General features: G+C 62.6%; 27 protein-coding genes, 1 tRNA gene and 2 pseudogenes. 12 read left to right on the top strand and 18 right to left on the bottom strand.

The window, feature by feature from the left end; genetic code table 11:
• Positions 1–25: 25 nt before the first annotated feature.
• Positions 26–820 (top strand): glycerophosphoryl diester phosphodiesterase membrane domain-containing protein, encoded by a 795-nt coding sequence (locus BF95_RS07520; protein WP_043150512.1) that lies wholly within the window; start codon positions 26–28, stop codon positions 818–820.
• On the opposite strand, the gene BF95_RS07515 is transcribed toward BF95_RS07520, so the two are convergent.
• Genes BF95_RS07515 through BF95_RS07505 form a run of 3 tightly spaced genes read right to left on the bottom strand, consistent with a single transcriptional unit; the run spans position 802 to position 2,748 of the window.
• Entirely contained in the window at positions 802–1,401 is a 600-nt protein-coding gene (locus BF95_RS07515) for a GNAT family N-acetyltransferase (protein WP_043150510.1), read from the bottom strand. The two genes, BF95_RS07520 and BF95_RS07515, sit on opposite strands and share 19 nt — an antisense overlap.
• 4 nt (positions 1,402–1,405) lie before the next feature.
• A complete protein-coding gene (gene hemF / locus BF95_RS07510; protein WP_051519899.1) occupies positions 1,406–2,293 on the bottom strand; it encodes an oxygen-dependent coproporphyrinogen oxidase in 888 nt (295 codons plus the stop codon).
• On the bottom strand, positions 2,290–2,748 hold the full coding sequence (locus BF95_RS07505) for a tRNA (cytidine(34)-2'-O)-methyltransferase (protein ID WP_043150508.1): 459 nt from the start codon (positions 2,746–2,748) through the stop codon (positions 2,290–2,292). The genes hemF and BF95_RS07505 overlap by 4 nt, the downstream gene beginning before the upstream one ends.
• 208 nt (positions 2,749–2,956) lie before the next feature.
• Between BF95_RS07505 and petA the strand changes: the two genes are divergently transcribed.
• The 4 genes and pseudogenes from petA to BF95_RS07485 all read left to right on the top strand — a co-directional run bounded on the left by petA (position 2,957) and on the right by BF95_RS07485 (position 6,303).
• On the top strand, positions 2,957–3,523 hold the full coding sequence (gene petA, locus BF95_RS07500; protein ID WP_043150507.1) for a ubiquinol-cytochrome c reductase iron-sulfur subunit: 567 nt from the start codon (positions 2,957–2,959) through the stop codon (positions 3,521–3,523).
• 11 nt (positions 3,524–3,534) lie between these two features.
• Positions 3,535–4,827 (top strand): cytochrome b, encoded by a 1,293-nt coding sequence (locus BF95_RS07495; protein ID WP_043150505.1) that lies wholly within the window; start codon positions 3,535–3,537, stop codon positions 4,825–4,827.
• 14 nt (positions 4,828–4,841) lie between these two features.
• Positions 4,842–5,686 (top strand): annotated as a pseudogene (locus BF95_RS07490) (cytochrome c1).
• An 80-nt stretch (positions 5,687–5,766) separates the two neighbouring features.
• Positions 5,767–6,303, top strand: coding sequence for an adenine phosphoribosyltransferase (locus BF95_RS07485; RefSeq protein ID WP_043150504.1), 537 nt, complete (start codon positions 5,767–5,769; stop codon positions 6,301–6,303).
• On the opposite strand, the gene BF95_RS07480 is transcribed toward BF95_RS07485, so the two are convergent.
• On the bottom strand, positions 6,300–6,923 hold the full coding sequence (locus BF95_RS07480) for a 5'-methylthioadenosine/S-adenosylhomocysteine nucleosidase (protein WP_043150502.1): 624 nt from the start codon (positions 6,921–6,923) through the stop codon (positions 6,300–6,302). The genes BF95_RS07485 and BF95_RS07480 overlap by 4 nt on opposite strands.
• 102 nt (positions 6,924–7,025) lie before the next feature.
• Positions 7,026–7,100, bottom strand: a tRNA-Val gene (locus BF95_RS07475).
• A gap of 128 nt (positions 7,101–7,228) precedes the next feature.
• Between BF95_RS07475 and BF95_RS07470 the strand changes: the two genes are divergently transcribed.
• Positions 7,229–8,560 (top strand): dicarboxylate/amino acid:cation symporter, encoded by a 1,332-nt coding sequence (locus tag BF95_RS07470; protein ID WP_043150500.1) that lies wholly within the window; start codon positions 7,229–7,231, stop codon positions 8,558–8,560.
• A 4-nt stretch (positions 8,561–8,564) separates the two neighbouring features.
• On the opposite strand, the gene cpdR is transcribed toward BF95_RS07470, so the two are convergent.
• Complete coding sequence (gene cpdR / locus BF95_RS07465) at positions 8,565–8,942, bottom strand: cell cycle two-component system response regulator CpdR (RefSeq protein WP_043150498.1); 378 nt, start codon at positions 8,940–8,942, stop codon at positions 8,565–8,567.
• A gap of 123 nt (positions 8,943–9,065) precedes the next feature.
• Here cpdR and BF95_RS07460 point away from each other — a divergent pair, with 123 nt between their 5' ends.
• On the top strand, positions 9,066–9,959 hold the full coding sequence (locus BF95_RS07460) for an N-formylglutamate amidohydrolase (protein WP_043150497.1): 894 nt from the start codon (positions 9,066–9,068) through the stop codon (positions 9,957–9,959).
• On the opposite strand, the gene BF95_RS07455 is transcribed toward BF95_RS07460, so the two are convergent.
• Positions 9,960–11,843 carry an acyltransferase family protein gene (locus BF95_RS07455; protein WP_051519898.1) on the bottom strand — a complete coding sequence of 628 codons (1,884 nt, stop codon included), beginning with the start codon at positions 11,841–11,843 and terminating at the stop codon, positions 9,960–9,962.
• Between the two features lie 389 nt (positions 11,844–12,232).
• Positions 12,233–13,249 carry a class 1 fructose-bisphosphatase gene (locus BF95_RS07450; RefSeq protein WP_043150496.1) on the bottom strand — a complete coding sequence of 339 codons (1,017 nt, stop codon included), beginning with the start codon at positions 13,247–13,249 and terminating at the stop codon, positions 12,233–12,235.
• Positions 13,250–13,467: 218 nt separating this feature from the next.
• Here BF95_RS07450 and BF95_RS07445 point away from each other — a divergent pair, with 218 nt between their 5' ends.
• Both BF95_RS07445 and BF95_RS07440 read left to right on the top strand, forming a co-directional pair.
• The gene (locus BF95_RS07445; RefSeq protein ID WP_076605509.1) at positions 13,468–14,253 is read left to right on the top strand and encodes a TerC family protein; all 786 of its coding nucleotides are present in this window, start codon (positions 13,468–13,470) and stop codon (positions 14,251–14,253) included.
• A gap of 540 nt (positions 14,254–14,793) precedes the next feature.
• Positions 14,794–15,138 carry a hypothetical protein gene (locus tag BF95_RS07440; RefSeq protein ID WP_043150495.1) on the top strand — a complete coding sequence of 115 codons (345 nt, stop codon included), beginning with the start codon at positions 14,794–14,796 and terminating at the stop codon, positions 15,136–15,138.
• A 202-nt stretch (positions 15,139–15,340) separates the two neighbouring features.
• Here BF95_RS07440 and BF95_RS07435 read toward each other — a convergent pair whose 3' ends face one another.
• From BF95_RS07435 to BF95_RS07410, 6 genes are all read right to left on the bottom strand, one after another.
• On the bottom strand, positions 15,341–15,613 hold the full coding sequence (locus BF95_RS07435) for an HPr family phosphocarrier protein (RefSeq protein ID WP_037477255.1): 273 nt from the start codon (positions 15,611–15,613) through the stop codon (positions 15,341–15,343).
• On the bottom strand, positions 15,610–16,014 hold the full coding sequence (locus tag BF95_RS07430) for a PTS sugar transporter subunit IIA (RefSeq protein ID WP_043150494.1): 405 nt from the start codon (positions 16,012–16,014) through the stop codon (positions 15,610–15,612). Before BF95_RS07430 ends, BF95_RS07435 begins: the two co-directional genes overlap by 4 nt.
• A 22-nt stretch (positions 16,015–16,036) precedes the next feature.
• Positions 16,037–16,975 (bottom strand): RNase adapter RapZ, encoded by a 939-nt coding sequence (gene rapZ / locus BF95_RS07425; protein ID WP_043150590.1) that lies wholly within the window; start codon positions 16,973–16,975, stop codon positions 16,037–16,039.
• On the bottom strand, positions 16,972–17,406 hold the full coding sequence (locus BF95_RS07420) for an HPr kinase/phosphorylase (RefSeq protein ID WP_043150493.1): 435 nt from the start codon (positions 17,404–17,406) through the stop codon (positions 16,972–16,974). The genes rapZ and BF95_RS07420 overlap by 4 nt, the downstream gene beginning before the upstream one ends.
• A gap of 79 nt (positions 17,407–17,485) precedes the next feature.
• A complete protein-coding gene (locus BF95_RS07415; RefSeq protein ID WP_043150492.1) occupies positions 17,486–19,081 on the bottom strand; it encodes a sensor histidine kinase in 1,596 nt (531 codons plus the stop codon).
• Entirely contained in the window at positions 19,047–19,754 is a 708-nt protein-coding gene (locus BF95_RS07410) for a response regulator transcription factor (RefSeq protein ID WP_043150490.1), read from the bottom strand. The genes BF95_RS07415 and BF95_RS07410 overlap by 35 nt, the downstream gene beginning before the upstream one ends.
• A 268-nt stretch (positions 19,755–20,022) precedes the next feature.
• Here BF95_RS07410 and BF95_RS07405 point away from each other — a divergent pair.
• The 3 genes and pseudogenes from BF95_RS07405 (at position 20,023) to BF95_RS07395 (ending at position 23,035) form a co-directional block, all read left to right on the top strand.
• Positions 20,023–21,623 (top strand): annotated as a pseudogene (locus tag BF95_RS07405) (phosphoenolpyruvate carboxykinase).
• 120 nt (positions 21,624–21,743) lie between these two features.
• Positions 21,744–22,055 carry a hypothetical protein gene (locus BF95_RS07400; protein WP_081764073.1) on the top strand — a complete coding sequence of 104 codons (312 nt, stop codon included), beginning with the start codon at positions 21,744–21,746 and terminating at the stop codon, positions 22,053–22,055.
• Between the two features lie 164 nt (positions 22,056–22,219).
• Positions 22,220–23,035, top strand: a complete 816-nt coding sequence (locus tag BF95_RS07395) for a ferredoxin--NADP reductase (RefSeq protein ID WP_043150589.1) — start codon at positions 22,220–22,222, stop codon at positions 23,033–23,035.
• 187 nt (positions 23,036–23,222) lie between these two features.
• Here the strand turns inward: BF95_RS07395 and BF95_RS07390 are convergent, their stop codons facing one another.
• From BF95_RS07390 to BF95_RS28865, 4 genes are all read right to left on the bottom strand, one after another.
• Positions 23,223–25,052, bottom strand: coding sequence for a DUF885 domain-containing protein (locus tag BF95_RS07390; protein WP_043150486.1), 1,830 nt, complete (start codon positions 25,050–25,052; stop codon positions 23,223–23,225).
• Positions 25,053–25,085: 33 nt separating this feature from the next.
• Complete coding sequence (locus BF95_RS07385; protein ID WP_200866896.1) at positions 25,086–25,514, bottom strand: hypothetical protein; 429 nt, start codon at positions 25,512–25,514, stop codon at positions 25,086–25,088.
• Positions 25,515–25,824: 310 nt separating this feature from the next.
• Complete coding sequence (locus BF95_RS28870; protein WP_235209624.1) at positions 25,825–26,361, bottom strand: hypothetical protein; 537 nt, start codon at positions 26,359–26,361, stop codon at positions 25,825–25,827.
• On the bottom strand, positions 26,342–26,905 hold the full coding sequence (locus BF95_RS28865; RefSeq protein WP_235209623.1) for a type I restriction endonuclease: 564 nt from the start codon (positions 26,903–26,905) through the stop codon (positions 26,342–26,344). The genes BF95_RS28870 and BF95_RS28865 overlap by 20 nt, the downstream gene beginning before the upstream one ends.
• Between the last annotated feature and the right edge of the window lie 31 nt (positions 26,906–26,936).

Here is a 26,936-nt window from a genome sequence, read left to right as displayed (position 1 = left end):
GGGAATAGGGCGGGCGTTACAAGATATGGCGACAATGTCGATCGGCAAGGCATGGCAGGAAGCGGTGGCGTTCGTCGCCCGCGAAGCCACGCTGCTGTTTCCCGTCGCGCTCCTGTTCGTGGCGCTGCCAGGCCTCATCCTTCAGGAAATGACGCCGCCTGAACTCGCCGCCTGGTCACTCGCGCCCAAAATGGACATGATGCCCGATGTTCCGGCCAGCTATGGGGTGGCCCTTACGATCGCTGTGGTCCTGATCTGGTTCGGGTCGCTCAGCCTGTTTGCGCTCGCGCTGCGTCCGGGCATTTCGGTGGGGGAGGCGCTGCGGCTCAGCCTTCAGCGGCTGCCTGTGCTGCTTGGCACGGCGTTGGTCGTGCTGGGAGCGCTGTTTGGGCTGCTGATGACGGTCATACTGCTGGCGGTGATCGTTTCGCTGGCATCGAAGGCGGCCGGTGCCTCGCTTGGGCTTTTGCTCGGCTTCGCCGTGGTCGGGGTAGCGCTTTTCGCTAGCGTAAGGTTGATGCTGCTCAACCCGGTCGTGTTGGACAGCGGTTCTGGTGTGAAGGAGTCACTTCGTCGCGCCTGGGCGTTGACCCGTGGTCATTTCTGGCGGCTACTCGCCTTCATCCTGATCCTGACCTTGCTGTCGGGGATCGTCGCATCGGCGGCGCAGTCGATTTTCGGCCTGTTGGGCAGCATAGTCGCTGGCCCTGACGGCGCGCGTTTGGCGGGCGGAATTGCCGGGGCGATCGTGTCGACGGTTATCCAGGTTTATATGCTGGTGATGCTCGCCCGCCTTTATCGTCAGGCCACCGCAGGCTGATCGAGCAACGGCACATGGCTTGCAGCGTCACGCGATAATATCCCGGCAAGACGGGGGTCGGCGAAGGTCTCGACCTCGCGCTTACGGGCAACAAATCCTGCTTTGATGTAAAAGCCGAGCGCCGCCGGACTGTCGAGCGTGCAAGTATGTACCCGTAAACACTCCACCCCCTTGCGCCAGCCCAGCGCCTTGGCCTGCGCCATCAGCCATTGTCCATGGCCTTTGCCGTTCAATTGCGGCACCAGCCCGAAAAAGCCCAGTTCGCAATCGGGCATCGACCGGAAATCCAGCTCCAGCAACCCTACCTCGATCCCGCGCGGGTCGGTGACGGCATAGACCTCGACTGCCGGGTCATGAATGATCGCGGCGAGCGATTCGTCCGGCATGATCAACCGCGAGAACCAAAGCCAGGGTTCCCCGACACGGCGGAATAGTGCGCGATAGGTGTCGAGCTTGGCGTTCTTCCACCGGACCAGCCGCAGGGGCGAGGGCGGAACTGGCGCAGGCCGGGGTTTCTGCCGCATCTCCAGATGGGTGACGATCGTAGCCACCATATGCTGATCGACCGTAATCAGCGCCATGGCGTCAACTCCAACTCGCCATTGGCGGCAGGCTCATCAGAATCGCGTCGATATTCCCGCCGGTCTTGAGGCCGAACAACGTGCCGCGATCATGCACCAGATTGAATTCGGCATAGCGTCCCCGCCATTCCAGCATCGCGGCATAGTCCGCTTCGCTCCAGGCTTCCGCCATACGTCGCCGCACGATCGGCGGATAGGCGTCAAGGAAAGCATCGCCGACCGCGCGGGTTAAGGCGAAATTTGCGTCGAACGTAGCATCATCGGCGCATTCGAGATGATCATAAAAGATGCCGCCGACCCCGCGATGGACTCCACGATGCGGGATGAAGAAATAGTCGTCGGCCCAATCCTTGAACCGGGAATAATAGTCCGGGTCATGTGCGTCGCAGGCGGCTTTGAGCACGTCATGAAAATAGGCCGTATCCTCTTCGCGCGGCAGGGGCGGATTGAGATCCGCTCCGCCACCGAACCAGCTTTTGGTGGTTACCAGATAGCGCGTATTCATATGGACGGCGGGCACATGCGGATTGGCCATATGCGCGACCAGGCTGATTCCGGTCGCGAAAAAGGCCGGATTCTCCGCCGCGCCATGAATGCTCTGCGCGAAGCCAGGGGCGAACTCGCCCCCGACGGTCGAGATATTGACCCCGACTTTCTCGAACACCTTACCCTTCATCATACCGCGCACGCCGCCACCGCCCTCGCCCGGAGCCTGCCCTTCGGCCTCGCGGTCCCAGGGGGTGTAGGTGAAGCTGGCGTCGCTGCCCGCCTCCCGCTCGATCGCTTCGAACGCAGCGCAGATCCGATCACGCAGTGATTCGAACCAGGTGCGCGCCGCCTGTTGGCGGGTATCGAGGATGAAAGGGACGACGGGCGTGGGAGCGGGGGTCATTGCGGGAACTTTCCGGTCTGGCGCAGGGCTTCGGCGACGGCGATGCCCGTAGAAACGGCGATGTTCAAGGATCGAAAACCCTCTGCCATGGGAATCCGTACCCGAATATCGGCCAGATCCCGCACGGCATCGGGCACGCCTGCGCTTTCAGAGCCCATCAGCAAGACATCGTCGCCGCGAAAGGCGACATCGGGCAGCCGCTGCGACGCGTGGCTGCTCATCAGCAGCAAGCGGCGGCCGTTGGCGCGCCGATCCGCATCGAAGGCATCGAAATTGGCGTGTCGAACGACCTCCGCCGCCGCGCCATAATCCATCGCCGCGCGTTTCAGGCGAGCGTCGGAAAAGGCGAATCCGGTGGGCATGATAATGTCCACCGGAACGGCAAAACAGGCCGCCAGACGCAGGATCGCGCCGACATTGCCGGCGATTTCGGGTTGATAAAGGGCGATACGCATTGGCGAGCCCATAATGCACTGCGGCAAATTGTCATAGCTTGCGTGACTTTGCTGTTGGCAAAGAGCGCGCACTGGGGTTATCAGGCCCCCGAACCACGCCGGGGGGAAGGCGGGGGCCATATGATATGGTTACCCATCACCCTTGATAAACAGGGCCGTTCACGGCATTGCGGCGGGACCAGGGACGTTCTTGCAAGGGTTGAGGTGCATGGCCAGCGTTGAACATACAGACAGCACGGGTTTACCCGGCGAAGATGGGGTCCGCCGTCGCGATTTCATCAATATCGCTGCGGTGAGTTTTGCAGGTGTCGGCGCTGTCGTCGTCGTTCTGCCGTTGATCGACCAGATGAACCCTAGCGCGGACGTATTGGCGCTTGCATCGACGGAAGTCGATCTGTCGGCGATCCAGCCGGGTCAGGCGATCAAGACGACCTTCCGCAGCCAGCCGCTTTTCGTGCGGCAACTGACGGAAAAGGAGATCGCCGAAGCCGACAAGGTGGATCCGTCCACGCTGCGCGATCCGCAGACGCTGGAAGAACGCACCGTCGATGGCAAGAAGCAGTGGCTGGTGACGATGGGTGTTTGCACCCATCTGGGCTGCGTCCCGCTGGGCGCTGGCGAAGGTGAGAATAAGGGCGAATATGGTGGCTATTTCTGCCCATGCCATGGCTCGTCCTATGACACCGCGGCGCGCATCCGCAAAGGCCCCGCGCCGACCAACCTGGAAGTGCCGAAGTTCAGCTTCACTTCCGACACCGCCATTCTCGTAGGCTGAGGTAAGAAACCATGAGCTTTCCCTGGGCTGAGCAATATACTCCCAAGAATCCCGTGATGGTGTGGATCGACGAGAAGCTCCCGCTTCCGCGCCTTGCCTATAATGCTGTTGGCGCGGGCTATCCGGTGCCACGCAACCTCAACTATTTCTGGAACTTCGGCGTCCTGGCCGGCCTCGCGCTGATGATCCAGATCATCACCGGCGTTGTCCTGGCGATGCATTATGGTGCCAATGATCTGGTGGCGTTCAACACCGTCGAACAGACGATGCGCGACGTCAATGCGGGCTGGTTGATGCGCTATGCGCATGCCAACGGGGCCAGCTTCTTTTTCATCGTGGTCTATCTCCACATTTTTCGCGGCCTCTATTTCGGCTCCTACAAGGCGCCTCGCGAAATGGTCTGGTTGCTGGGCCTCGTCATCTTCCTGTTGATGATGGCGACGGCGTTCATGGGGTATGTGCTTCCCTGGGGGCAGATGTCCTATTGGGGCGCGAAGGTGATTACCGGCCTGTTCGGCGCGATCCCGGTCGTTGGTGAGCCGATCCAGACCTGGCTGCTGGGTGGATTTGCCCCTGGCAATGCCTCGCTCAATCGCTTCTTCTCGCTCCACTTCCTGCTGCCCTTCGTGATCGCGGCTGTCATCATGCTGCACATCTGGGCGCTGCATATTCCGGGTTCCTCGAACCCGACCGGCGTGGAAGTGAAGGGGCCGCAGGACACGGTGCCATTCCACCCCTATTACACGTCCAAGGATGGCTTCGGTGCGGGCATCTTCCTGATTGCCTTCTGCATCCTGCTCTTTTTCGCTCCGAACTTCCTGGGCCACCCGGATAACTATATCGAAGCGAACCCGCTCTCGACGCCCGCGCACATCGTGCCGGAATGGTATTTCTGGCCCTTCTACGCCATCCTGCGCGCCTTCACCGTCGACTTCTTCTTCATCCCCGCCAAGCTGCTGGGCGTGTTGGCGATGTTCGCATCGATCCTGCTGCTTTTCTTCCTGCCTTGGCTCGACACCTCGCCGGTGCGGTCGGGCAAGTATCGACCCACTTTCAACAAGTTCTTCTGGATCCTGATCCTCGACGTGTTGATCCTGGGCTATTGCGGTGGTGCTCCGGCTGAAGAACCCTTCGTGATGATCTCGCAGGTCGCGTCGGCCTATTATTTCGCGCACTTCCTGATCATCCTTCCGCTGATCTCGCGCTTTGAAAAGCCGCTGCCGCTGCCCGGTTCGATCACCGAGGCCGTGCTGGCGAAATATGGCAAGACCGACGGCGCAACCGTCGCGGTCCCGGCCGAATAAGGGGTAGACGTAACATGGTACGCATCGGCGCATTTCTCGTCGGCCTCTTCTTCGCGGGCTGGCTGCTGGTCTCCTTCCTCATGGGGGCGGTGGCTTATGTCTCCGAACCGCCGCAGCCCACCGTGGAACATGAGTTCCACGAACTGCCCAAGCATGTGTCCTTCTCGTTTGACGGACCACTTGGCGGCTATGACAGGCAGCAACTTCAGCGCGGCTTCCAGGTTTACAAGGAGGTCTGTTCGGCCTGCCACAGCCTGAAGTTCGTGGCGTTCCGCGACCTTGAAGCGCTTGGCTATAACGAAGCCGAGGTGAAGGCGATCGCCAAGCAGTGGGCGATCAAGACCCCATCGGTCGATCCGGCCACGGGCGAAGCATCGACCCGCGATCCGATGCCGGCGGATTATTTCCCCAAGCCCTTCGCGAACAACGTCGCGGCGGCAGCGGCCAACAACAATGCGATCCCGCCAGACCTGTCGCTGATGACCAAGGCTCGCCACCATGGCAGCGCCTATGTCTATTCGCTGCTGACCGGCTATCAGGCGCAACCCGCCGCGCTGCTCAAGGAATTCCCGGATTCCAAGACACCCGAAGGGCTGCATTACAACCCCTATTTCGCGAACCTGAACCTCGCCATGGCACCGCCGCTGACAGCGAGCAGGTGACCTATAGCGACGGCACCAAGCCGACGGTGGACCAGATGGCGAAGGACGTTTCAGCCTTCCTGACCTGGACCGCCGAACCCAAGCTGGAAAATCGCCGCCGCGCGGGTCTGGCGACGATCATCTTCCTGCTGATCGCTACGGGCCTCGCTTATATGTCCTACCAGAATATCTGGGCGGACAAGAAGAAGGCCGCCTAAGGGGCTGGTCCGCGAGGACGAGATATAAAAAGGGCGCGGTTTCATCTGGAAGCCGCGCCCTTTTCTTTTATGGAGACAGCATGAACATCGACACGCTGGCAGGCCTGGTTCGCACCATCCCCGATTTCCCCAAACCCGGCATCCAGTTTCGCGATGTCACGACCTTGTTGGCGGATGGTGCGGGTCTAGCGGAACTGGTGGCACGCATGGCGTCGATCGCGCGGCCGCTTGATCCCGATCTGATCGTGGGCATTGAAGCGCGGGGCTTCATCCTGGGTGCGGCGCTAGCATTGGCACTTGGCAAGGGTTTCGTCCCGGTGCGCAAGGCAGGCAAACTGCCGGGCAAGACCGTCGGCATCGATTATGTGTTGGAATATGGCACGGATCGACTGGAACTGCATGAAGGGCAGGTGCCAACGGGAACGCGCATAGTGCTGGTCGATGATCTGATCGCCACCGGCGGCACGGCGCTCGCCGGCGCACAATTGTTGCGTGAGCAGGGCGCAAGCGTGTTGATGGCGCTGTTCGCGATCGACTTGCCTGATCTTGGCGGTATGGCCGCATTGGAAGCGGACGGCATCGCCGCGCAGGCGATCCTCGCGTTCGACGGCGACTAAAGACCTTTGGCGAGCGCCGCTGGCAGTAGGTCCACGGCTGCCGCCAGCCGCTCGTCGAGCAATTCTAACAATTCCATCCAGCCATGGATATGCGCCAGTTCGCCCGGCCCATCGGAAATGCCGCGCAGCCCCATCAGCGGTACGTCAAACCGGGCGCAGGCGCGCGCCACCGCGAAGGTCTCCATGTCGACCATATCCGCGTCGATCGCCGCATATTCTTCGCCACCGACGATATTTGCGCCGGTCGAGAGCCGCGCGCTCTGTACCGTCAGCGGCATCAACAGTGGCACATCGACCGGATGATCGACGAAGGGCGTCACCCCCTTGGTAAAGCCCAACCGTGAGGCGTCCATGTCGCGCCAGGAAACGCTGGCAACCTGCACCACTTCGCCCAGCCCGCAGATCCGCGATCCTGCTGATCCAAGACAGACGACAAGATCGGGAAGCGTATTCGTACGCGCCAGATCGTGCAGGGCGATTCCCGTCGCCAGCGCGGCCTCTACCGGCCCCACGCCCGTCATCAGCGGCGTAAATCGTGCGCGCAGATGTGCGCCATATTCCGCGTCCGCGGCCATCACGAACAACAGGCGCTTGCCCGACATAGTCTCGCAGCCCGCCATCTTTTTCCGCCCCTTGCCAATGCTGCGATGGCCATAGCCTGCTGGTCGCGGCTCCGCAAAAGAGAAAGCCCGCCACCTGCAAACAGGCGACGGGCTTTGTCATGGTGGGCGTGGCAAGGATTGAACTTGCGACCCCTGCGATGTCAACACAGTGCTCTACCACTGAGCTACACGCCCACGGGAGTTGGGCCTTTAGCCGGGCCAAATGGATGGTGCAAGCGAGAAAATGCGTGGCCCCGATATTCTTCTGGACAGGGCAGGGGCGGCCCATATGCTGCGGCGCAAACAGGGGGACGCCAAGACTTATGCTGCCATCGCCATCCTCGCCGATTCAGACGACGCCCCGCCTGCCCTGGTATCGCCAGCTCTATGTCCAGGTGCTGATCGCCATCGCGATGGGCGTTGCAATCGGTCATTTCTTTCCAGACGCGGGTGTCCAGCTCAAACCTCTGGGTGAAGCCTTCATCAAGCTGGTGAAGATGATCATCGCCCCGGTGATCTTCTTGACCATCGTCACCGGCATTGCGGGCATGAAGGAACTGGGGGCCATTGGCCGGGTCGCTGCCAAGGCCTTCGGCTATTTCCTCACCTTTTCGACGCTGGCGCTGATCGTTGGCCTGATCGTTGCCAATGTGGTGCAACCCGGCGCTGGGCTCAATATCGATCCCGCGACCCTGGATGCCGGACAGGTCGCCGATTATGCGAGCAAGGCGCATGAAAGCAGCCTGACCGGATTTCTGATGAACATCATTCCCGCGACCATGGTGTCGGCGGTGGCGGACGGCAACATCCTGCAAGTTCTGTTCGTGGCGATCCTGTTCGGCATTGCACTGACTCTGATCGGCGACAAGGCCGCGCCGCTGATGGTCGTTCTCGAATCGGCCAGCCATGCGGTGTTCAAGCTGGTGTCGATCCTGATGAAGGCCGCGCCGATCGGCGCGTTCGGGGCGATGGCCTTCACCATCGGTGAATATGGCGTGGGGACGCTGGCCAACCTCGCCGGACTGGTCGCAACCTTCTATCTGACGTCGCTGCTGTTCGTGCTGGTGGTGTTGGGCGGCGTGTGCTGGGCGGTGGGCTTCAACATCCTCCACCTCATTCGCTACCTGAAGGCCGAACTGTTGCTTGTCCTGGGCACTTCTTCGTCCGAGGCGGCATTGCCCAGCCTCATCGAGAAAATGGAGCGGGCGGGGTGTCGAAAGTCGGTGGTCGGGCTGGTCGTTCCGACAGGATACAGCTTCAACCTCGACGGCACCAATATCTATATGACGCTGGCGGCCTTGTTCATCGCGCAAGCATGTAATGTCGACATCAGCCTGGAGCAGCAGATCTTGCTGTTGCTGGTGGCGATGATCTCGTCCAAGGGCGCTGCCGGAGTAACCGGGGCGGGCTTCATCACGTTGGCCGCGACACTCTCGATCGTGCCGACGGTGCCGGTCGCGGGCATGACGCTGATCCTGGGCGTGGACCGCTTCATGAGCGAATGCCGCAGCCTTACCAACTTCATCGGTAATGCCGTGGCGACCGTCGTGGTGTCGGCATGGGAAAAGGGGCTCGACCGCGAGCGCTTCAATGCCGCGATGGCGGGAATCGCGCTCGACCCTACCCCTGACATGCAAGAGGTCGTCCCCGACTAAATGCTCAGCTCAGCCCGGTCAGGCTCTCGCTGCTGAACATCCGTTCTACCTCCAGCACCAGGTCGCGCAGGTGGAAGGGCTTGGACAAGACTTTGGCTTGTGGCACAGCCTTGCCCGCGCGCAAGGTGACGGCGGCAAAGCCGGTGATGAACATGATCCGCATGTCCGGTGCCACCGAAGCGGCATGCTGGGCCAGTTCGATGCCGTCCATTTCCGGCATGACGATATCGGTCAGCAGCAAGTCGAACCGGTCGGAGCGGATATGCGGCACCGCCTCGGTCCCGGTCGCGACCGCGACGACTTCATAACCCGACCGTTCCAATGCGCGGGCCAGATAGACGCGCATGCTTTCATCGTCTTCGGCCAATAATATGCGAACCATCGCCCCCACTCTCATATGCTCCGCGACCCCAACGGGTGGCGCGAAGCCGTGATATATGCGACAAGGTGTAAATATTATCCAGCCAAGCCAAGATTTTTGCTCAGACCGCCGAAAGGAGCCCTATTGGACGACAGCCCGCCGCGCGCGCCGACGCACAGCGACCCGGCCTTCGACCTATATGGCCCTGCGATTCCCGACCGTCCGGTTATTCTGTCCGTCCCCCATGCCGGGCGTATCTATCCGCCCGCCTTGTTGGCGCAGGCGCGCGTCCGTCCCGAGATGCTCCGGCGGCTGGAGGATCGCTGGGTCGATCTCCTCGTCCACCCGCTCATAGCGCAAGGCTTCACGGTGCTGGTAGCAAGTGCGCCGCGGGCGTTGATCGACCTCAATCGCCATGATCGGGAGGTCGATCCGGCGATGCTCTCCGACGTGCCCCATATGGTAACGTTGCAGAGCAGCGCGAAACTGCGTGGTGGTCTTGGCTTGTTGCCGCGTCGGTTGCCGGGCGCCCCGGAATTGTGGCGCGGACCGATCGGCTGGGCGGAGGTGGAGCGGCGGATCGATATGGTCCATCGCCCCTATCATGCGACGATTGCGCGATTGATGGCGGCAGCGCGGGATGTGCATGGCCATGCGATCCTGATCGATCTTCATTCCATGCCGCCGCTACCGCCGCCTATGCCGGGTTATCCCGCTCCGGGGCTGGTGCTGGGCGATCGATTTGGGCGCAGCGCGTCGAGCCGGTTGACGACCCTCGCGGCGGATGTCGCGGCCGGACACGACATGCTGGTGGCGCTCAATCATCCCTATGCCGGGGACTATCTGATGGAGCGGCACGGGCGGCCGGGGCGTGATCTGCATGCGCTCCAGATCGAGATCGACCGGACGCTCTATCTCGACGCGACGCTCAACTGGCCGGGACCGGGCATCACGCGCATGCGCGCCGTGGTGCGGGCTATCGCGGAGGCGCTGGCGGTGGAATTGCCCCGTTCGGACTATGCGCTTGCGGCAGAATAATCAGCGCGGCCTACCAAGGACGGCGCGCGCCCCTGCGACGCTCAGATGGTGGGAATCAAAGTAGAGGGGCTGGCCGTCCCGCTCGATGGCACAAAAGCGTGCGTCGCATAGCTGCGGCACGGGATCGATCAGCGTCACGCCTCTTGCCTGCCAGCGCGTGAAAAGTGCGCGCAGATTGCCGATGCGCGCTTCCACCTGCGGCCGCTCTATCCCCTCTGCGCTATCCAGAGCGTCGGCCCGCGCCAGATGGGCCAGGCGGCGCGGCACGTCGAAGGGCTGGGGGGGAACTGCGCCGATCAGCACGACCTCCCGTCCCTCGGCGCGGATGGCGGCGATGGTGTGGTCTAGCTTTGCCACGAAGGCGGGGTCATCAAATGCGCCATTGGCCCAGAAGGCGGAGAGATAGATGCGACTTAGTCCTGGATCGGCGCGGATTGCTTCGAACGCGGCCCGGTTCGCGGCGGCGCAACGGGCGTCCTTCGCTTCATAGGCCAGCACCGGCGGGCAGCTCGATGTCGTGCGCTCGACGAGCGACTTGCCTTGCGCGCGGGCTTGCTGCGCCAATACATGCGCCAGTTCCACGCCATGGCTGTCGCCCCACAGCATGGCGCTGGGCCGGACGGGCGCGCCCAGGACGCAAGGCTGCGCGCTGCGCATGAAGCTGTCGTGGCAGCGCTTGCGGTCGGGGCTGATGTCGTTCCGCCCGGCGATTTGCGCCAAGACGGCGGGCGCAAATCGGGATGGCCATGGTCCCATCGCCAGTAGGGCGACGGACAGCGCGCAGAGCAGCGCTATCGCCGCGCCGGTGAGGCGGAAGATTGTGCGGGGCGGCATGCGGGCCGAATCGCGGAAGGGTTGCTCGACGAAACGCCAGGACAGCCAGGCGATGGCCAGGGATGCGGCGATGACGGCAATCCGGGTGGCTCCCGACAGTGGTCGGTCGGTCGCATATTCGGTGAAGACGATCAGCGGCCAGTGCCACAGATAGAGCGAGTAAGAGATCAGCCCAATGCCCACCAGCGGGGACCAGGCCAGCGCCCGGCCTGCGCTTGTCCCCGGTGCGCTATGGAGTAGCGCGGCCGCGCCCAATACAGGTGCCAATGCGGCGAAGCCCGGAAACAAGGTGTTGCGATCATAGAGGATCACGGCTGCGCCGATGGCCAGCACCCCCGCCCAAACCACCGTCTCGCGCAGCCAGCATGCCCGGATCGCCGGAACGACGCCCAGTGCCAGGAGCGCGCCCGCGAGTAATTCCCAGGCCCGGGTAGGGAGCAGGTAGAAGGCGAAGCCTGTCGTGTCGCGCTGCATGAATATGCACAGCGTCAGTGACACTATGGCAATGGCCGCCACGACGCTTGTGCGTGCGCGCGTTCCGAATCGGGCGAGCAGCATCAGCAAGATCGGGAAGCCGATATAATATTGCTCCTCCACCGCCAGCGACCAGGTCTGGAGCAGGGGCTTCACATCCGCGCCGCCAGCGAAATAGCCCGTGTCGGTGAAGAACCACAGGTTGGATAGGAACAGCGTCGCGGCCAAGGCGGATTTGGGCACGCCCTCCAAATCGCCGGGCAGATAGAGCCAGGCCGCCAAGCCCAGCACGGCGAGGATCATTACGGCCAGGGCGGGAATGATTCGCCGGAAGCGCCGTTCGTAGAAGCGGAGCAGGGAGAATCGGCCTTCATCGACGTCGCGGGCGACGATGCCGGTGATCAGATAGCCCGAAATCACGAAGAAGATATCGACGCCGACATAGCCGCCGGAAAAGCCCGGCACATGGGCGTGGAAGAACAATACCGGCAGGATGGCGAGGGCGCGCAGGCCGTCAATGTCGCGCCGATGGGGTCGCGTGGCACGAGCGCCGATCTGTTCTACCTTTCCATGCATGGCGCAGGCCTAAGCGCAAAGCCCTGATATTTGCTTTATCCCCATGGCGAATCGCCGTCGTCGGTCAGGAGCCACACCGGCTTTCCGTAAGGGGAAGGGCGCCATAGCAAGCGACGATTGCAGTTTGCGCAATTGCCCCTTTATGTTTCGCATTTGCGAATAACCCACCGGCTGGCAACAAGACTGTGCCTTTCAGGCATCCTCTCCTAAACTTTTCAGGCTGGTCTCACGATCAGCCTTTTTTTTGTCTTCGGCTTGGGCTAGGCATCCCTCGCTGTTGCCGCGCCATATAACATGTTTCTGGAGAGGGGCCGCCGGTAAGACCGGCAGGCGGGGCATAGTTGGGGGATTGAGCGCTTGGTTGCGCTCTCCCCCATTTTCTTTTCATCCTATGCCGTTGCCATCTCGCGGCCATAAGCGACCACTGCTTCCACTTCGGCCCGATCGCCCAGCACCACGCCGACGCGCTGGTGCAGGCTGGTCGCGGCCACGTCCATGATCGGCTGGAACCCGTCGCTCGACGCGCCACCGGCCTGTTCGATCAGATAGCTCATCGGATTGGCTTCATACATCAGCCGCAGCTTGGCCTTGCCCGGATTGCGATGGTCGTAGGGATAGAGGAAAATCCCGCCGCGCTTGAGGATGCGATGCACGTCCGCCACCATCGAGGCGGTCCAGCGCATATTATAATCCTGGCCGCATGGCCCTGCGCCGCCCATCACCCGTTCTTCGACATAGCGGGCCACGGCGGGCGACCATTGGCGACGGTTCGACATGTTGATGGCAAATTCGCACTTGCCCTGCGGCATTTGCATATTGGCGTCGGTCATGACCCAACTGCCGACTTCGCGGTCGAGCGTGAATTCATAGACGCCGGTGCCGACGCTTAGCACCAGCAGCGTTTGCGGCCCGTAAATGGCATAGCCCGCCGCGACCTGTGCCCGGCCGTCCTGCAGGAAATCCTCCTCCGTCACTTCGCGACCGGCGCAGGCTTCCGGCGCTTTGAGCACCGAGAATATGGTGCCGACCGACAGATCGACGTCGATGTTGCTGGACCCGTCGATCGGATCGAACAGCAGCAGATATTCGCCCTTGGGATAGCGATTGGGGATGCGGTGGATCGTCTCCATCTCCTCCGATGCCATGGCGGCGAGATGGCCGCCCCATTCATTGGCATCGAGCAGCATTTCATTGGCGATGACGTCCAGCTTCTTCTGGACCTCGCCCTGGACATTTTCGCTGTCGAGACTGCCGAGGACTTCGCCCAGCGCGCCTTTGCTGACGGCATGGCTGATCGTCTTGCACGCGCGCGCCACGGTTTCGATCAGCAGGCGCAATTCGGCGGGCAGGGCTTCGGCCAGCCGCTGCTGTTCGATCAGGAAACGGGTGAGGGTGGTTCTTGCCATGGGCCGCCTTTCGCTTGGGGCTTGAACGCCGCAGCGTCAGGCCGCAGCTTGAAGAGGAGAACGTGCCTTCGCTAAGCGACTGGACCGCGCTAGTCCAGATGCTTGGCGGGCGCTTTTTGCGATGATAGCGTCGACATGTGACAAAGTGTGTCGGCCGGAACCGTCTGGCCTTCGCATCGTTGCGGTCCCGTGCCAAATGGCAGCGTGGAAGGATCATCATGGACAGTCTGATTGCCGCTTTTACCGACCCCACCGCCATTGCCGCGCTCATCGCGCTGGTGGTCATGGAAGTGGTGCTGGGCATCGACAATTTGGTGTTCATTTCGATCCTGACCAACAAACTGCCGGTCGAGCAGCGGCAGAAGGCGCGGCGCATCGGCATCGGCCTGGCGCTCGGCATGCGGTTGGTCTTGCTTTCGATGATCGCCTGGATCGTCGGCCTGACCGCGCCGGTGTTTGACCTGGGGATCAGCGGGCCGTTGAACGAATATGGCGCGCCGACCTTCGAAACCGAATTTTCCTGGCGCGACCTCATCCTGATCGTCGGCGGCCTGTTCCTGATCTGGAAGGCGACCAAGGAAATCCATCACACTGTCGATCCGGCAGGCGGCGACGATGTGCTGGACAAGAAAAGCGTCGCGACCATCACCTTCGGCAGCGCGATCGTGCAGATCATCCTGCTCGACATGATCTTCTCGCTCGATTCGATCCTGACGGCGGTCGGCATGACCGACAATCTGGCGATCATGGTGATCGCGGTCCTGGTCGCGGTGACGGCGATGGTGCTGGCGGCCGATCCGCTCGCCAACTTCATCGCGAAGAACCCGACCGTGGTGATGCTGGCGCTCGGCTTCCTGCTGATGATCGGCGCGGTGCTGATCGCTGATGGCTTTGGCGTGCATGTGCCCAAGGGCTATATCTATGCGGCGATGGCCTTTTCGACGCTGGTCGAGTGCCTGAACATCTTTGCGCGGCGGGCGCAGAAGCGGAAGGGCGGGGCCTAAGGTCACGCCTGCTAAGGTCACAGCGGCGAAGTTCACACCGTCGTCGGGTTTTTCGGGGCAATCGTAACGCAGAAGCGGTTGCGAAGACGCGGTGACGCGACGGTTGGGTAATGAATGGGTCACAGCGACGCGACAGCGATGCGACGTTGACGCGACAGTTGCGCGCCAGTGCGGCGACAGGGGTCGGGCTGACGTGGGGCATGTAGAAGGGCGGCGCGGGGGGGGGCATCTGACAGGATAGATCAGAGATTATCCTACATTGGAAGGTTGTTGGATGGGGGCGGCCGGGGGGTCTTGAAGCGACCAGCATTTGCCCTAAAATCCTCCCCTATAAGGGGAGGGGGACCGGCGAAGCCGGTGGAGGGGTGTAACCCTTATCGAGAGCGTGACACCCCTCCGTCAGGGCTACGCCCTGCCACCTCCCCTGCCAGGGGAGGATGACTGAAACCGACCAGTTTCTACATTCAAATAATTATAGCACATGCTCGCTAGCGGACATCCAAAGTTTGCCTTAAGCCACTGGTTGGAAGGATTGCCGTGATGAAGTCGATCATCAGATGGATGGATCGAGATTGGGCCGCCCGGCGCTACAACCCCGTCTTTGCATTTGCTCAGCGGTTCGTTTGGGGCGTTCCGGTTATGTTGAGCATCGCCCTGATTGGGATACTTGAGATCATCGGCTTGCCTAGCAATGGGCCAATTTCCACGATCATTTTGGTCCTAGGGGGTGTCGGCATGTTCGTCGTCATGCTCGTCTCAATGTATCGTTGGGCCAAAGGCTACGGTCAGACGAGTTTTCAAGAGCGGCAAGCGAACACCCACCTTGACAAGGTGTCGGAGCGGTCGGCATCGATCCGAAATTGGATTTGGCCAAACGGCAACTAACCCCGATTTTTCGCTCACTACCGGGCAGTCCGCTTCCCGCCCAACCCAGCCAGAAACGCTCCTCCCTGAAAGGTAGGGGGTGGGCTTGCGCGAGGGTGCGTTGGCCAACCCCGCTGCGCCTAAGGCGCTGCGCGCCTAAGTCTCGCTGCCCCTCCGCCAAGCGGGCGGGGGGGACAATGCCGCTCGCCTTTTGCCCCTGGCGTCATTCCTCGCCGAATTTGTCTTCGACCAGGCTCACCAGCTTGCCGAGCGAATCATGCGCTTCGGGGCCGGTGGCCTTGATGGTGATGCTGTCGCCCATGGCGGCGCCCAGCATCATGAGGCCCATGATCGAGGTGCCGGTGACGTGGCTGCCATCCTTGCTGACGATGATGTCGGCGGGCAGGCCGCTCGCCAGGGTCACGAATTTGGCGCTGGCGCGGGCGTGGAGGCCGCGCTTGTTGCTGATGCGCACTTCCTGGCTGATTTCATTCATGTGGTGCTGCCCAACAGTTCCGACGCTACGCTGATATATTTCTGGCCTGCCTCGCGCGCGGCGGCGACGGCGGTGCGCACGTCCATGACCTTGCGCGCGCTTTCCAGGCGAATGAGCATGGGCAGGTTGATGCCCGCGATCACCTCGATCTCGCCGGCCTTGAGCAGCGAGATGGCGAGGTTGGACGGGGTGCCGCCGAACAGGTCGGTGAGCAGGATGACGCCGCTGCCGTCATTGACGCGCGCCACCGCGGTCGCGATGTCGGCGCGGCGCAATTCCATATCGTCTTCCGGCCCGATGCAGATCGTTTCGATCTGCTGCTGCGGGCCGACGACATGTTCCATCGCGACGACAAATTCGGTCGCGAGCGACCCATGAGTGACGAGTACGAGTCCGATCATCTGCTTTTACGGCCCACCTGCTTCATGACGTTGCTTTCGGGCCTCCCGGACGACGCTTCTCCAGACTATCTTGGGGCGTCGATTCAATATTGCGGTGCAAGACCGTGGGCGAAAAGCCCGCATCTTGCAAGTAGCGTGCGACACGATCGGCGACATGGACCGAACGGTGCTTGCCGCCGGTGCAACCGAAGGCGACGGTGATATAGGCCTTTCCCCCCTCCGCATAGCGCGGCAGCAGGGTGGCGAGCAGATCCTCGATCTTGCTGACCGCCTGCTCATAAGCGGGATCAGCGGCGACATAGGCGGCGACGTGGGGATCGAGGCCGGTGCGTGGGCGCAAGGCTTCGTCCCAGTGCGGATTGCGCAGGAAGCGCATGTCGAACATCAGATCGGCGTTGCGCGGCACGCCGCGGGAAAAGCCGAAGGAGAGAATGGTCAGCACCGGGTCGGACAGGCGCTCGCGCGAAAAGCGGCTGCGGATTTCCTGTTGCAGCGTGTTGCTGGTGAAGCTGGTGGTGTCGATCACCTGCGCCGACCAGCGGCGCAGCGCCTCAGTCAGTTCGCGTTCGCGGGCGATGCCGTCGGCGGCGGGGCGATCGAGCGCGAGCGGGTGGCGGCGGCGCGTTTCGGCGAAGCGGCGCTCCAATTCGCTGTCCGAGCAATCGAGGAAGAGGGTTTCGACATCATGGCCATGGCGTTCGCGCAGCGCCTTGATCCGGCGGACGATGGCATTGGCATCGAAGCCGCGGGTGCGTGCGTCGATGCCCAGTGCCAGCGGGCGTTCGTCTTCGCCCGCATGGCCAGCGGGCAGGGGTGTGTCGAGCAGCCGGTCGAGCAGGACGAGGGGGAGATTGTCGACCACTTCCCAGCCCATATCCTCCAGCGTCTTGAGCGCGGTTGTCTTGCCCGCGCCCGACAGGCCAGAGAGCAAGAGGATGGATTTGGGGTGCGAGAGGGTCATGCGATCGGCACCGCGCGCAGCAGCCATTCGACCTTGATCGGGGCGGAGGCCTCGAACGGGGCGACCTTCCAGACCGGGATCGGCAGGCCTGCGATCGTGCGCAGCAAGGGTTCGAGCGGCATGCGATCAACCTTGTCGAACAGGTCGATGAGCAGGGCGACGGGTATATCGTCGATATGGGGCATGGCGACGATGCCCATGCCGCGTATCTCCATCTGGCCCGCAATCCGGTCGGGCGCGCTGGCGAGCAATTGGCCATCGATCCGTTTGATGAGGGTATAATCGTCGCTGATGAGGGTGGCGCCGCGATCAATGAGGCGCAGGGCGAGATCGGACTTGCCGATGCCGCTCTTGCCGCACAGCAACAGGGCGCGGCCCTTAATGGCCACGCTGGTCGCATGAAGCGTTTCGGAGGACAATGCGCGCGCCATAAGTCGACCGCCCTTCTACCCTGTGTTAGCGGCCATGCAAATGACATTGGTGGGCAGCGTCCCACGCGGGGACGGTGCGTTATTCCGATGCGATGCCGGGGTCGCGCGCGACCGCCATCGGCAGGCGCAGGATGAAGCGCGCGCCCTGCTGCGCATCCTCGCGATCGCCGATGCTGATGCGGCCCTGGTGCCCCTCCACGATGGAGCGGGCGATGGCGAGGCCAAGGCCGCTATGCTTGCCGAAACTCTCGCCCTCCGGCCGGACGCTGTGAAAGCGGCGAAAGACATGCTCGCGCTCGGTGACGGGGACGCCCGGCCCTTCATCCTCGACACTGACCAGCACCTGATCGTCGGCGACGGTCGCGATGATCTGGACAAGGCCGCCGTCGGGCGAGAAGGAGATGGCATTGTCGATCAGATTGTCGAGCACGCGGACCAGCCGTTGCTCTTCACCCAGCACCACCGCCACATTCTTGCGCGGGCGGGCGAAGGCGAGGCGGACGCCGCGTGGCACGCCGCGCGCTTCGCGGGCGATGACCATGGTTTCGATGAGCAGGCCAAGGTCGATCGGTTCGAAGCGGGTGCGCGACAGTTCGGCGTCGACGCGCGAGGCTTCGGCAATGTCGGTGACGAGCCGGTCGAGGCGGCGAACGTCATCCTGGGCGATCGCCATCAACTGCGCGCGCAGGTCCGGCCGGTCCACCCGGTCGAGCGCATCGAGCGCGGAGCGGAGCGAGGCGATGGGGTTTTTGAGCTCATGGCTGACATCGGCGGCGAAGGCGTCGGTGGCGTCGATCCGCTGGCGCAGGGCAATGCTCATGTCGGACAGGGCGCGGGCCAGCATGCCGATCTCGTCGCGCCGTTCGGGCAGGCGCGGCACGGTAACTTCGCGCGCGCGGCCGAGGCGAACACGGACGGCGGCGCGGGCGAGGCGCTGGAGCGGCTGCACGATGGTGCGGGCCAGGAACAGCGAGAGCAGGGTCGAGGCGAGCATGGCGACGGCGAGGACAAGGCCGAGCCGCAGCCGCTCCGCGCGCACGGTGCGGGTGATGTCGCGCGCATTTTCGGTGGCCAGCAACGCGGTCCCGTCGCGCACCGATGCGCCCGCCGATATCATGAAGGTGCGGTCGGGCGCGTAGCGGTTCATGGCGGTTGGCTGGCCGGTCTTGCGCGCGAGCAGCAGTTCGGGCCAGGCATCGGCGCTATCCACCGCCGGTTCGACGAAATCGGGCGGGCGGCGGGCCGAAACGACGCGATCCACCGCCCTGTCGAGGAAGCGCGCGACATGGCGCTGCCATTCCTCTTCCGACGGCGATCGCAGGCGATAGCGCGGGGCGTCCATCGCGAAACTGTCGGCGATCAGGCCACCGCCGGGCGCATAGCGGCGCACCCGGTCGCCGGTCTGGCGAGCATAGGCGGCGATCAGCGCATCGTGCCGGTCGGCCGGGGCATTTTCTAGACTGATCGCCAGCAATTTCAGTTCGCGGGCCGATTGTTCCAGGCGCGAATCGATGATCCGGGTGCGATAGCTGTCGAGATAGAAAAAGCCGCCCGCCAGCAGCGCCAGCGCAAAGACATTGACCGCCAGGATGCGCGGCGTGAGGCTGAGCCGCCCCGACCAGCGCACCGCCAGCGGCGCGTCATCCTTCTTCGGAGAAGCGGTAGCCGGCGCCATAGAGTGTGTCGATTGCGTTGAAATCGGAATCCACCTCGCGGAATTTGCGGCGCAGCCGCTTGATATGACTGTCTATCGTGCGGTCATCGACATAGACATCGTCCTGATAGGCGGCGTCCATCAATTGGTTGCGGTTCTTGACGACGCCGGGGCGGGCGGCGAGCGTTTCGAGGATCAGGAATTCGGTGACGGTCAGCGTCACATCCTGCCCGTTCCACTTCACCCGATGACGGGCCGGGTCCATTTCCAGCCGACCACGCACGATGGGGTCGGCGACCGGCTGATCCGGGGTATCGGGCGCCCCCCGGGCTTCGGCGCGGCGCAGGATCGCGCGGATGCGGGCGATCAGCAGCCGTTGCGAAAAGGGTTTGGCGATATAGTCGTCCGCGCCCATGGCGAGACCCAGTGCCTCGTCCAGCTCATCCGCCTTGGACGTCAGGAAAATGACCGGCATCTGCGTCTTTTCCCGCAGGCGGCGCAGCAGTTCCAGACCATCCATGCGCGGCATCTTGATATCGAACACGGCCAGATCCGCCGGATTGTCCAGCAACGCCTTGAGCGCGCCTTCGGGGTCGGAATAGATCCGCGTCATGAAGCCTTCGGACTGAAGCGCGATCGAGACGGAGGTCAGGATATTCTTGTCGTCATCCACCAAGGCGATGGTTGCAGTCATGCGGTTTCCCAACAGGTCAAGTGGGGCAGAGCGTTAGACCATGCGGCGCGCGCCTGCAAGAAAGGGGGTGACGGTGGCGATTTGGCATAACCGTCGATTTTCGGGACACTGCGCCCGTGACAGGGATTTGACGATGGGGGGACAAGCCCCTATTGCCCATGTGTCTGCGAGGATGACGTCATGGTACAAAAGCATGACGCAGAGGGGCGGATCGGTCGCAGATATAAGAGTAAGTGCGACACGACATTTCATATTCAGGAGCAAAGGCGTGCAGGCCAAATCCTCAATCACCCTGGCAGACCAGGGCATTTCCACCCATGCCACCCAATTTTGGAATATGGGCACCGCGCCGCTGGTCGAAGCGGCCATCCGCAACGGCGAGGGCATATTGTCCAAGGACGGCCCGCTAGTCGTCAAGACCGGCACGCATACCGGCCGGTCGGCCAAGGACAAGTTCATCGTCCGCGATGCCGAGACCGAATCGACGGTCTGGTGGGGCAGCACCAATGTCGCGATGACGCCGGAGCATTTCGCCGTTCTGAAGGCGGATTTCTTCAAGGCGCTGGGCGAGAAGGACACGCTCTATGTCGCCGACCTGTTTGGCGGGTCGCAGCCCGAACATCGCGTCAATGTGCGCGTCATCAACGAGCGCGCCTGGCATAACCTGTTCATCCGCACGCTGCTGGTGCGGCCGGGCGCGGACGAACTGGCCGATTTCGCGCCGGAATATACGATCATCGACCTGCCGACCTTCAAGGCCGATCCGGCCCGCCATGGTTGCCGCAGCGAGACAGTGGTGGCGGTCAACTTCACCGAGAAGCTGATCCTGATCGGCGGCACTGCTTATGCTGGCGAAATGAAGAAGTCGGTGTTCGGCATTCTCAACTATCTGTTGCCGGTCAAGGGCGTGATGCCGATGCATTGTTCGGCCAATATCGGCCCGAACGGCGACACGGCGGTCTTCTTCGGCCTGTCGGGCACGGGCAAGACGACGCTGTCGGCCGATGCGTCGCGCACACTGATCGGCGATGATGAGCATGGCTGGTCGGACACGGCGGTCTTCAATTTCGAGGGCGGCTGCTATGCCAAGATGATCAACCTGTCGGCCGAGGCCGAGCCGGAGATTTTCGCCACCACCAAGCGCTTCGGCACGGTGCTGGAGAATGTCGTGATCGACGAGGAAACGCGCGAGATCGACCTGGACGATAATACGCTGGCCGAGAATAGCCGGGGTTCCTACCCGATCGACTTCATCCCGAACACGTCGGAAAAGAATCTGGGGCCGGTCCCGAAGAATATCATCTTCCTGACCGCCGACGCCTATGGCGTGTTGCCGCCGATCGCGCGGCTGACCCCGGAACAGGCGATGTATCATTTCCTGTCGGGTTATACCGCACGGGTGGCGGGCACGGAGATCGGCGTGACCGAGCCGACCGCCACCTTCTCGACCTGCTTCGGCGCGCCGTTCATGCCGCGTCATCCGTCCGTCTATGGCAATCTGCTCAAGGAGCGGATCAACAAGGGCGGGGTTACCTGCTGGCTGGTCAATACCGGTTGGGCGGGCGGCAAGGCGACGATGCCCGGCATCAAGCGCATGCCGATCAAGGTCACCCGCGCGCTGCTCAACGCCGCGCTCGACGGCAGCCTGAACGATGCCGCGTTCCGCACCGATCCCAATTTCGGGTTCGACGTGCCGGTCGCAGTGGCGGGCGTGAGCCGACCATTTTGGACCCGCGCGCCATGTGGGCGGACGCCAATGCCTATGACGAAACCGCCGCCGTGCTGGTCAAGCAGTTCGTCGATAATTTCGCGCAGTTCGAAGAGCATGTCGATGAAGCCGTGCGCAGCGCGGCGCTGACGACGGCGTAACGGGCGCGGCCTGATCCAAGGCTAGGCGAGAGCCGGAGGGGCGACCTTCCGGCTCTTTTGCTTTTGGCGGCGGGGCGGGGGTGCTATGCTGTCGGTCAACATCCAACGGGAGTAGTGGACATGTTTGGTGATATGATCGGCAAGATGGGCGGGCTGGAAGCGGTCGCCGCACAGATCGGGATGACGCCCGAACAGATGCAGGGGCTGATGACCGAAATCAGCGCCAAGATCGGGTCGGGTGAAACGAGCATTTCGGCACTGGCCGAGGTGGCCGCCGAACATGGCGTGTCGGCCGACAAGTTGCAGGAATTGATGGGATCGTTCGGTGGCCCCGAAGCGATCATGGGCAAACTGGGTGGCCTGTTCGACCGGGATGGCGACGGCAATCCGATGAACGAACTGGGCGGGATCGCCAAGGGCCTGTTCGGCTGATCGCCTGACGCTGGCGGGGGGTCAGCTATCGGCCCCCCAAGTTTTTTTGGCCTTGCTTCATGCCGCGTTGGCTCCATTCGCGATGCATATCAGTTGTTGCGAACGATACGCAACTGGCGACGCCCGTGCGGGTGGACGCACATGGATTGGCAAGGAAGAAGGTCTTGAACGACGTGACGATCGAAAAGCCGGTGCTGGAACCGACCGGTGCCCTCTCGGTGGAAACCGTGCTGTCGGTGCGGCACTGGAACGAGCATCTGTTCAGTTTCCGCATTTCGCGCCCGGCCAGCTTCCGCTTCCGCTCGGGCGAGTTCGTGATGATCGGTTTGAAGGGCGAGAATGGCAAGCCGCTGCTGCGCGCCTATTCGGTCGCCAGCCCCGCCTGGGACGAGGAACTGGAATTCCTGTCGATCAAGGTGCAGGACGGCCCGCTGACGAGCCGATTGCAGCTGATCGAACCGGGCGACCAGATTTACCTCGGCCGCAAGCCGACCGGCACGCTGGTCACCGACGCGCTGTTGCCGGGCAAGCGGTTGTTCATGCTGTCGACCGGCACTGGCCTCGCCCCTTTCCTGAGCCTGGCGCGTGACCCCGACGTCTATGAATTTTACGAGCAGGTCGTCGTCGTCCATTCGGTGCGCCGGGTAAGCGACCTGGCCTTCCATGACGAGTTGGAAGGCAAGCTGGCGGAGGATCCGCTGGTCGCCGAACAGGCCGCGACCCAGTTCCATTATGTGCCGACCGTGACGCGCGAGGCGTTCCGCAACACCGTGCGGATCGACAAGCTGGTCGAGAGTGGCGCGCTGTTCGAGGGGCTTGAGGGGCCGGCCAAGTTCGACCCCGAAACCGACCGGATCATGATGTGCGGCAGCATGGAAATGATCAAGCAGTTCGCGGCCTGGTTCGAAGCGAATGGCTTTACCGAAGGGTCGAATGCGGCGCCGGGGCAGTTCGTGATCGAGCGGGCATTTGTGGGGTAATTGACGCTCCTCTCCCTTGAGGGAGAGGATGTGGAGACTTGGCAGCTTGCTGCCTAGTCGGAGCCGGTGAGGGTGGTCGGCGCTGCATCGACGTGCCCCATCGCATAGTCGCACACCCTCATCCAACTGCGCCTAACCTCACTGCGTTCGGTAAGGCTTCGTATCCTTCTCCCTGCAGGGAGAAGGTTTACGCCCCCTTCCGCCCCGCGACCCACGCCGCCACATTCCCCGCCAGCACGGTCATCGGCACACCGCCGCTCTTCACCACCGCGTCGTTGAACAGGCGGAAGTCGAATTTTGGGCCTAGTGCGGTTTTTGCCGCTTCGCGCAGGCGGACGATTTCGCCGTGGCCGACCTTGTAGCCGCAGGCTTGGCCCGGCCAGGCGCAATAGCGGTCGACTTCGCCCTGGACTTCCTCGACCGTCGAGCCGTTGGTGGTGGCGAACCAGTCGATCGCCTGTTGCCGGGTCCAGCGCTTGGCGTGGAGGCCGGTGTCGACCACCAGACGGCAGCAGCGATAGGCGATCGACTGGAGATAGCCCAGCCGCCCCGCCACATCGCCGTCATAGGCGCCCAGTTCGTCACCTAGCTGCTCGGCATAGAGCGCCCAGCCCTCGCTATAGGCGTTGAAGGGGAGGAGCGAGCGGATGAGGGGCAGCTTATAGCTATATTCGCCCTGCCAGATGTGCCCGGGTATCCCCTCATGATAGGTGAGGGTGGGCAGGCTGTAGCGCGGCCAGCTGTTGGTATCGCGCAGGTTGATATAATAGTTGCCGGGCACGCTGCCGTCGATCGAGCCAGCGCCCGCATAGGCGCCGGGCATCCCGGCCTCGATCTCCACCGGCACGCGCTTGACGATCAGCTTGGCGGGGACGAGCGTCGCGAAGGCGCGCGGCAGGCGGGTGCGGATGTCGGTCAGGCGGCCTTCGATATAGGCCAATATCTGCGCGCGGCCCTTGTCGTCGTCGGGGAAGAGGTGGCGCGGGTCTTTGCCCATCGCGGTCATGCGTTCGCCGACGGTGCCCTTAGTGAGGCCTAGCCCTTTGAGCAGCCCGTCCATCTGGCTTTGCAGCGCGGCAAGCTGGTCGAGGCCGAGCGCATGGACCTCTTCGGGGGTCATGGTCGTGGTGGTCCCGGCCTTGAGCGCCCAGCCATAATAGGCCTCGCCGTCGGGGAGTTTCCACACGCCCGCATCCATGGTGGCGGTGGCGCGCTGGCGGGTGAGTTCGGCGACCTGGGCGGCGAGCGCGGGGGCGACCTGTTCGCGGACGATCTTCGCGGCTTTCGCGCCATAGTCGCCGGGCATCGACGCGGTGCGGCGGGCGAGCGAGGCGACGGGCACCCATTGGTCGATCGGCTGGCGCTGGACCGTCGCCATCTGGCCCAATGTCTTGTCGAGCAGGAAGGCGGGCGCGGTGACGCCGATGCCCGCGTCGTGGCGCAGCCGCTGCGTTTCGCCCGCGAGATTGGCGGCATAGGCGGACAGGCGGGCGAGATAGGCGTCGGCGTCGGCGGGGGTTTCGATGCCGTGATTGGCGTCGAGGAAGTCGGGCGTTTCGACGAAGCTGCCGGTGTTCTGCGCCACGGCATAGGGCGCGTTGCGGTAGGACCAATTGCTGTTCATCATCGCCATGTCGCCGAACGGGAAGGCGAACCCTTCGGCGGCCAGTTCGTGCGCGGCGCGGGCGACCTCGACATCGGTGCGGGTGGCGGGGGAGAGCGGGGCGAGGTCCATGGCGCGCAAGGTGGCGAGGCGGTCGGTGACATGGGCGGCGATCTGCGCTTGGCCTGCCGGGCTTTTGTTGCCGAGGCGGCTTTTGAGTGCGGCGCGGGGGCCAGTGTCGAGGCCAAGGCCGGTGGCGCTTTCCGGGGCGTCGGCGAGCATGGCTTCGGCCATGGTGGCCAGCGTCGATTGCGCGCGAGCGTCGGGCGTGTCGGTCGCGGCGCGGGCGGGGAGCGCCGACAGAGCGAGGACGGAGGAACCGGCGACAAGGAAATCGCGGCGCGTGGCGGTCATGCTATGAGGCTCCGACAAGGGGATGGTCAGCGCTTAACTTCGCATATTTCCCGCAGATTTCGACATTTTATTTCGTCGGCCGGATTGATTGTGACAAGGGGCGGCTGTGGCGGGGGGCGGCGTTTGCGCAGTTGCGCGGGCGGCGATACGGGCATTATGCGGCATCATGGCGCGGCTGCCATCGGTGCAGGCGGACAGCGCCCGCAGCGCTGCAAGCATGACCCGGCGGTCGGGCTTGCTATAATGGCCGACGATGCGGCCACCGCGCACCAGCGGTTGCCGCCGGTCGCCCCGGATCAGCGCCACGGCACGACCCATCTGGTCGTCCAGCCCCATCTCGATCGCCCAGTCCCAGGCGGCGGCGAAACTTTCCGCCCCCGGCCGCGCCCGCAACAGATAGGCCGAGCGCGGCGAACAGCCAACGCTCCGCGCCGCCTGCGCGACGACGCCGCATCGGGACAAGGCATCAATGAAGGCGTGTTGGGCATCGGCCTCCAGCCGCGCGCGCGGCGTTGCAGCTGGACGGGGGTGAAGTGGAGCAGGTCGGGGGTGTTTGGCATGACGGGGAGCATGGCATGGGTTGGGGGATGTAGGACAGGGGGAAGTGGGCGAAGGGTCGGGGCGGGCGGCTTGAGGGGGAAAGTGTAGAGGCAAACTCTCGCAGCGATCACTTGGCCATGTTCAACAACATGGGTGGGCCTCGAATGCTTGCTTAGCTGTTCCCCGGCCTTCGCCGGGGAACAAAATTGATGTGCTGTTGGGTATGAATTGCCTAAGCGAGAATAGTTGGGTCAAGTTCACGCAGGCGCGCTTCGATCTGTCCCATATATTGATAGATGCTGGTCAAATCAGGCATAAGATGCCGCGTCTCATCCTTGCCCTCGAATGTGCCAAAATAACGGGTCGTCGGTGAATTGAACCACAGCCTCGCGATGGTTTTCCGATTATTGTCGTCGAGAAGGATAGCGCAATATGACTTGCTGTCTCGAATGACGATGCGCTTTGGATCGACAAGGCGTGATGCTATCGCCTGCACAATATGAAAGCCGCTCAACTCTTCTTGCGTGGTAATGATCGCTTCTTCCGGCGCCGGGATTTCCGCCTCTTCGGGTTCCGCCATAGTAGGCGTGGAAGCATTGAGCGCCGAGGCTAGTCGCTCGTTGACCTTGTCCCTGATTATTGCCGCAACGGTGTTAGGTATTAGCTTCGCGATGCTCTCTTTCGCGCCCGGTGTCAGACGCCCTTCCACGACATGAGCCGCGAAGACCCTCACAAATTCATCTGAAGGTTCAGCAAACTCCCGGTCCATCGCCTTTCGCAATAGCGATTGGAGTTTTGAGATGGCCCGCCTCTTGGATAATCTTCTCGATATCGAAATCTGCTTTGGCGAACTTTTTCCAGCGTTCGAATGTCAGATGGCTTTTATCGCTTCCATACTGAACGTAAAAAAAATGGCCGCTCGTCCATTTTTGTTTTGGCTTTTTCGACGTCTGAAAAAGAACTGATAAATTGACGCCATTGGTAAGGATGGCGAGACGCGATTCGGTAACGCTGAAATAGCGAAATAGCTGGGATGCGTGATTGACGTTCAGTTCAGCGGTCGATGGCTTGCATTCAATCAGGATATTGACCTTGCCATCCTGGCAGATGGCGTAGTCAACTTTCTCGCCTTTTTTGATGCCAACATCGGCCGTGAACTCAGGCACAACCTCTTTCGGATTGAAGACATCATAGCCGAGCGATTGGAGGAAGGGCATGACCAACGCGGTTTTTGCGGCCTCTTCGGTCAACAGAACCTCGCGATGCTCAATCGTGCGCTTTTGCAGCTCAGCTAAACGAGAAGCGAAATCCATCTGTTATCCCCCTATGTTTCAAACAGACTCG

Origin of the sequence: Sphingobium sp. Ant17 (genome assembly GCF_000588875.1) — a bacterium.
Taxonomy (GTDB): Bacteria; Pseudomonadota; Alphaproteobacteria; order Sphingomonadales; family Sphingomonadaceae; genus Sphingobium.
This window is presented reverse-complemented; position numbering and strand designations above follow the sequence as displayed.

Excerpts from the sequence above, each read along its gene's own strand:
- BF95_RS07520 (WP_043150512.1), top strand. The coding sequence starts at position 26 with ATGGCGACAATGTCGATCGGCAAGGCATGGCAGGAAGCGGTGGCGTTC.
- BF95_RS07515 (WP_043150510.1), bottom strand. The coding sequence starts at position 1,401 with ATGGCGCTGATTACGGTCGATCAGCATATGGTGGCTACGATCGTCACC.
- hemF (WP_051519899.1), bottom strand. The coding sequence starts at position 2,293 with ATGACCCCCGCTCCCACGCCCGTCGTCCCTTTCATCCTCGATACCCGC.
- BF95_RS07505 (WP_043150508.1), bottom strand. The coding sequence starts at position 2,748 with ATGCGTATCGCCCTTTATCAACCCGAAATCGCCGGCAATGTCGGCGCG.
- petA (WP_043150507.1), top strand. The coding sequence starts at position 2,957 with ATGGCCAGCGTTGAACATACAGACAGCACGGGTTTACCCGGCGAAGAT.
- BF95_RS07495 (WP_043150505.1), top strand. The coding sequence starts at position 3,535 with ATGAGCTTTCCCTGGGCTGAGCAATATACTCCCAAGAATCCCGTGATG.
- BF95_RS07485 (WP_043150504.1), top strand. The coding sequence starts at position 5,767 with ATGAACATCGACACGCTGGCAGGCCTGGTTCGCACCATCCCCGATTTC.
- BF95_RS07480 (WP_043150502.1), bottom strand. The coding sequence starts at position 6,923 with ATGGCGGGCTGCGAGACTATGTCGGGCAAGCGCCTGTTGTTCGTGATG.
- BF95_RS07470 (WP_043150500.1), top strand. The coding sequence starts at position 7,229 with ATGCTGCCATCGCCATCCTCGCCGATTCAGACGACGCCCCGCCTGCCC.
- cpdR (WP_043150498.1), bottom strand. The coding sequence starts at position 8,942 with ATGGTTCGCATATTATTGGCCGAAGACGATGAAAGCATGCGCGTCTAT.
- BF95_RS07455 (WP_051519898.1), bottom strand. The coding sequence starts at position 11,843 with ATGCATGGAAAGGTAGAACAGATCGGCGCTCGTGCCACGCGACCCCAT.
- BF95_RS07450 (WP_043150496.1), bottom strand. The coding sequence starts at position 13,249 with ATGGCAAGAACCACCCTCACCCGTTTCCTGATCGAACAGCAGCGGCTG.
- BF95_RS07445 (WP_076605509.1), top strand. The coding sequence starts at position 13,468 with ATGGACAGTCTGATTGCCGCTTTTACCGACCCCACCGCCATTGCCGCG.
- BF95_RS07440 (WP_043150495.1), top strand. The coding sequence starts at position 14,794 with ATGAAGTCGATCATCAGATGGATGGATCGAGATTGGGCCGCCCGGCGC.
- BF95_RS07435 (WP_037477255.1), bottom strand. The coding sequence starts at position 15,613 with ATGAATGAAATCAGCCAGGAAGTGCGCATCAGCAACAAGCGCGGCCTC.
- BF95_RS07430 (WP_043150494.1), bottom strand. The coding sequence starts at position 16,014 with ATGATCGGACTCGTACTCGTCACTCATGGGTCGCTCGCGACCGAATTT.
- rapZ (WP_043150590.1), bottom strand. The coding sequence starts at position 16,975 with ATGACCCTCTCGCACCCCAAATCCATCCTCTTGCTCTCTGGCCTGTCG.
- BF95_RS07420 (WP_043150493.1), bottom strand. The coding sequence starts at position 17,406 with ATGGCGCGCGCATTGTCCTCCGAAACGCTTCATGCGACCAGCGTGGCC.
- BF95_RS07415 (WP_043150492.1), bottom strand. The coding sequence starts at position 19,081 with ATGGCGCCGGCTACCGCTTCTCCGAAGAAGGATGACGCGCCGCTGGCG.
- BF95_RS07410 (WP_043150490.1), bottom strand. The coding sequence starts at position 19,754 with ATGACTGCAACCATCGCCTTGGTGGATGACGACAAGAATATCCTGACC.
- BF95_RS07400 (WP_081764073.1), top strand. The coding sequence starts at position 21,744 with ATGTTTGGTGATATGATCGGCAAGATGGGCGGGCTGGAAGCGGTCGCC.
- BF95_RS07390 (WP_043150486.1), bottom strand. The coding sequence starts at position 25,052 with ATGACCGCCACGCGCCGCGATTTCCTTGTCGCCGGTTCCTCCGTCCTC.
- BF95_RS28870 (WP_235209624.1), bottom strand. The coding sequence starts at position 26,361 with ATGGACCGGGAGTTTGCTGAACCTTCAGATGAATTTGTGAGGGTCTTC.
- BF95_RS28865 (WP_235209623.1), bottom strand. The coding sequence starts at position 26,905 with ATGGATTTCGCTTCTCGTTTAGCTGAGCTGCAAAAGCGCACGATTGAG.